The sequence below is a fragment of the Streptomyces sp. NPDC059455 genome, from assembly GCF_042750115.1.
Lineage (GTDB): Bacteria > Actinomycetota > Actinomycetes > Streptomycetales > Streptomycetaceae > Streptomyces > Streptomyces endocoffeicus.
The window spans coordinates 43,787-48,243 of the sequence record NZ_JBHYVB010000058.1 but is presented as its reverse complement, the minus strand read 5'-3'; the positions used below and the strand labels follow the sequence as shown (position 1 = coordinate 48,243).

General features: G+C 74.4%; 4 protein-coding genes. All 4 read left to right on the top strand.

Annotated features, from left to right (window positions below; genetic code table 11):
- Window positions 1–607 (top strand): (2Fe-2S)-binding protein (locus ACFXB5_RS21865; protein ID WP_385210381.1); only part of this gene is annotated, 607 nt, incomplete at its 5' end.
- A 475-nt stretch (window positions 608–1,082) separates the two neighbouring features.
- Window positions 1,083–1,856 (top strand): M1 family aminopeptidase, encoded by a 774-nt coding sequence (locus tag ACFXB5_RS21860; RefSeq protein WP_385210378.1) that lies wholly within the window; start codon window positions 1,083–1,085, stop codon window positions 1,854–1,856.
- A 310-nt stretch (window positions 1,857–2,166) separates the two neighbouring features.
- Complete coding sequence (locus ACFXB5_RS21855; protein ID WP_385210375.1) at window positions 2,167–2,985, top strand: acyltransferase; 819 nt, start codon at window positions 2,167–2,169, stop codon at window positions 2,983–2,985.
- Between the two features lie 64 nt (window positions 2,986–3,049).
- On the top strand, window positions 3,050–4,366 hold the full coding sequence (gene cbiE, locus ACFXB5_RS21850; RefSeq protein WP_385210373.1) for a precorrin-6y C5,15-methyltransferase (decarboxylating) subunit CbiE: 1,317 nt from the start codon (window positions 3,050–3,052) through the stop codon (window positions 4,364–4,366).
- The last annotated feature ends 91 nt before the right edge of the window (window positions 4,367–4,457 follow it).

Sequence of the window (4,457 nt, the reverse complement as noted above, 5' to 3'; positions counted from 1 at the left end):
CGCCGCCGGGCGGGTGCGGGGCGCCGGTGGCGCGGCGGCCGCCGCGACCCTGCGCACCGATGAACCGAGGGTCGCGGCCTCGCTCGTCTTCCAGGGGCTCGCCGCCCGGGTGTGGTCGCTCGCGCTCGGCCCGGCGGCCCTCTCCGGCGGGGTGCCCCACCTCCGGCCCGACCGGCTGTGGTGGAACCCCGGGCGGGTCGCCCCCGACGACCTGTGGTGGCCCGGCGCGCCGTCCGTGATGGGCGAACCGGGAGGACTCGCCGGACCGGTGGGCACCGCGGCATGCGTCCATCTGGTGCCGCTGCACCAGGCCATCGAGCGGGCGTACCGGGTCTCGGGGCGGCTGCTGTGGGGCAACGCGGCCTCGGCGCTGGTCGGTTCGCTGCGGGTGCTGCACGACTGGTGCCGGGCGCGTGGCCTCGACGAGGCGGCGGACCGGGCCGTCGAGCTGGCGCGCGCCCAGCTCGACCACCCGCCGCTGCGCGACGCGGGCACCCTCAGCACCGCGCCGCTCGGCTACCGGCGCCGCACCTGCTGTCTCTACTACCGGGTGCCCGGCGGCGGGTTGTGCGGCGACTGCGTGCTACGCGAGGCGCCGGGGCACTGAGCCTCTATCCACCGGGAGGCGCATCTCCGGGACGCATTCTTGATGCCGCCAGGTGCGGTGTCCGCTGTGTTCGACGCCCCCGATCCGGTCGCTGAAGCCGGCCTGGTCCCGGTGCTGCGCCTTGCCGAGCGGGGGCGGCTGTCGGAACCGGTCCGCGAGACCGTACGCATCGATGGCGCGACCGCCTGCACCCTTCCACCCGCCTCCCGTAGACGCTCCGGGTATCACGCGGCGCCGCGTTCGCACGTCGCGACAGGACCGCGACATTGCTCGGATCCGGAGGGGACACCCACCTCGAAGGGTGGGCGCAGGTCACCCGCGCGGAGGGTGAGCCATGTCGCGACCCCAAGGAGGACGGGATGACCCCTTTCCAACGCGTAGCCCTGTCGTCGGCGCTGGTGGCCTCGGTGTGCGGCCTCCTGGTCACCGATGCCGTCATCACCGAGGCCGGGGCCGAGGCCGAGGCCGGACCGGCTTGCGTGAGTTCCATGAGCAGGAAGTGCGGTGGAGCGCGTGCGAGTTCGACGCGGCGGTGGAGTGCGCCACGATCAAGGTGCCGTTGGACTACGCCGATCCCGACGGACGGCGTATCTCGATCGCGGTCAGCCGTCAGCCCGCCGCCGACCCCGCCTCGCGTCGTGGCGTCCTGCTGGCCAACCCCGGCGGGCCGGGCGGTTCCGGCCTCACGACGACGGGTGCGGACGGCACGGAGGTGTCCTGGCCCAAGGACCGGTTCCGCGATACGGAGCTGAACGAGCATTACATGACCCTCGACGTCGTCGTCCACGAGCAGAGTCACGAGTGGTACGGGAACGCGGTGGCCGACGACGGGGAGGTCGACTCCTGCCTGAGCGAATGCCTCGCCTCGTACGCCACCTGGCTGTGGGACGAGGAGAAGGACGGCGTCGATCTCGACTCTCGCTACCGCGAGCAGGTGAAGGAGCACAAGGACGACACCGATTGGTGGCAGAGGCTCTACCGGCCCGACAAGCCGCCGGGGATCAGCACCTACAACAAGGGACCGCTCGCACTCCACGCGCTGCGCCGTCAGGTCGGCGAGAGCGCGTTCCACCGGATCATCAAGGAATGGCCGCAGACGCGGCGCGGCACGTACGCGAGTTGGCCCGACTTCGAGTCCTTCGCCGAGAAGATCAGCGGCCAGGACCTCGGCGGCTTCCTCACGGCATGGTTCCACGACGACGGGGTCCCCGAGGACGCGTACCTGTGGCCCGGAGATCTGAAGCCCTGAGACCGCGCCCTACGTGGTGAGGCCGACCGTGACCGTGTCCCCCACGCACTGATCACAGCCTCCAGCGTGCCCAGTTGTCTCCCGCCGCCTTGGGCATGCCGACACGTCGCGTCGCGTACAACCGTCCGCCCGTCGCCCTCGGGAGCCGGGCGGACCACCCGGCCGGGGGCCGGACGCGGCGGGCACCAAGCGTTCCACGATCAGCGCGAGCTTCAGACTACCGAGCATGCCCAATGAGACGACGTCCCAGAGGCGTCCGGGCCGCCGGGGTGCGGCGGACGGCCGTCCGCCGGGCCGATACGGTGGGCGAATGCCGAAGAACGAGAACCGGTTCTCATCCTGGCGGGGCTGGTACGGGCGCGTCATCTCCCGTCTGGTCCACCGCGGATGGCACGCCGTCCAGCGCGCCGGCGCCGTGACGGCCGAGCGCCCCGGCCCGTACCGCTTCGGCCGCATCGGCGTCGGCACCCGGCTGGCGTTCCCCCAGGGCACCCTCTTCGGCGAACCGTGGATCGAGCTCGGCGAGCACTGCGTCATCGGCGAGCAGGTGACCCTCACCGCCGGCATGATGCCCGACGTGGACCTCGGCCCCGAACCGGTGCTGCGCATGGGCAACGGCGTGGTGCTGGGCCGGGGCAGCCATGTGATCGCCTCCGTGTGCGTGGAGTTCGGCGACGATGTCTTCTGCGGCCCGTACGTCTATGTGACCAGCGACAACCACTCCTACGACGATCCGGACCGGCCCATCGGCCACCAGTGGCCACGTTCCGCGCCCGTCCACATCGGCCCCGGCAGCTGGCTGGGCGCGGGCGCGGTGATCCTGCCGGGGGCGCGGCTGGGCCGCAATGTGGTGGTCGCGGCGGGCGCCGTCGTACGGGGCGAGGTGCCCGACCACGCCGTGGTGGCCGGGGCGCCGGCCCGGATCATACGGCGCTGGGCCCCGGACGAGGGCTGGCAGCCGCCGCTGCGTACCCCGGCGCCGGTACCGATCCCCGAGGACATGACCGTCGAGCAACTGCTCGCGCTGGCCGAGCTGGAGCGCGGGCCGGGGCGGGACCAGGCGGGGGAGCGGGACCTGGAGCCGGAGGAGCGCGGTCTGGAGCGGGAGCCGGGGGCCGGGGCGTCGTAGCAGGTCAGTAGAGTTTCGTGGACAGAGTTTCGTGGACTGTCCCCGACCCGCGAAGGTGACCACCGTGAGCCCGCCGCCACCTCCCCCCGTGACCGTCATCGGCATCGGCGCCGACGGCTGGGAGGGGCTCGGCCCCGCCGCCCGCGAGGCGCTGCGCACGGCCGAGGTGGTCATCGGCGGACGGCGCCAGCTGGGCCTGCTGCCGCCGGAGTGCCCCGGCGAACGAGTGCCCTGGCCGTCCCCGCTGCGCCCCGCCGTCCCCGGGCTGTTCGCCGCGCACACCGGGCGGCGGATCTCCGTGCTGGCCAGCGGCGACCCCATGTTCTTCGGCATCGGCCGCACCCTGGCCGAGTTGCTGGGCGCCGAGCGGATGCGGGTGCTGCCCCATCCGTCGTCCGTCTCCCTGGCCTGTGCGCGGCTCGGCTGGGCGCTGGAGGAGACCGAGGTGGTCAGCCTGGTTGGCCGCCCCCTGGCCACGCTGAACCGTGAGCTCTACGCAGGCCGGCGGCTGCTCGTGCTCAGCGCGGGCGCCGACACGCCGGCCGAGGTGGCCGGATCGCTCGGGGAGCGCGGCTTCGGCCCGAGCCGGATGCGGGTGCTGGAGCAACTGGGGAGCGCGGGGGAGCGCTGTGTGGAGGGCACGGCCGAGGAGTGGCCCCATCCGCCCGGCGACCCCCTCAACGTCATCGCCGTCGACTGCGCCCCGGCGGACGGCGCCCGGCCGCTGTCGCTCGCCCCGGGGCTGCCCGACGCGGCGTACGACCACGACGGCCAGCTGACCAAGCGCCATGTGCGGGCCGCCACCCTCGCCGCGCTCGCCCCCGCCCCCGGGGAGCTGCTGTGGGACATCGGCGGCGGCTCGGGCTCCATCGCCGTGGAGTGGATGCGCGCCCACCGCACCTGCCGGGCGGTCTCGGTCGAACGCGACCCGGTGCGCGCCGAGCGCATCGGCCGCAACGCCGCCGCGCTCGGTGTACCCGGGCTGACCGTCGTCACCGGCGCCGCCCCGGACGCGCTGGCCGGACTGCCCACCCCCGACGCGGTGTTCATCGGCGGGGGCCTGACGGCGCCCGGAGTGCTGGCGGCGTGCTGGGCGGCCCTGCCGCCGGGCGGCCGGATCGTGGCCAACACCGTGACCCTGGAGTCCGAGGCGCTGCTCGCCGACTGGTACCGCCGCCACGGCGGCGACCTCGTCCGCCTCGCCGTCTCCCACGCCACCCCGGTCGGCGCCTTCACCGGCTGGCGGCAGGCGATGCCGGTGACCCAGTGGTCCGCCGCCAAACCGCCCACGTCCCGAGGCCCTGGCGGGAACGCCGCCGATCCCGGGGGATCGGTCGAAGCCGCTCAAGCCGCTCAAGCCGCTCAAGGAGAAACACGATGACGGTGTACTTCATCGGCGCGGGGGCCGCGCGCCGCCCCCCCCGACCCCCCGGGGGCGGGCCCCCCCCCCCCCGCCCCCCGCGGGGGGCGGT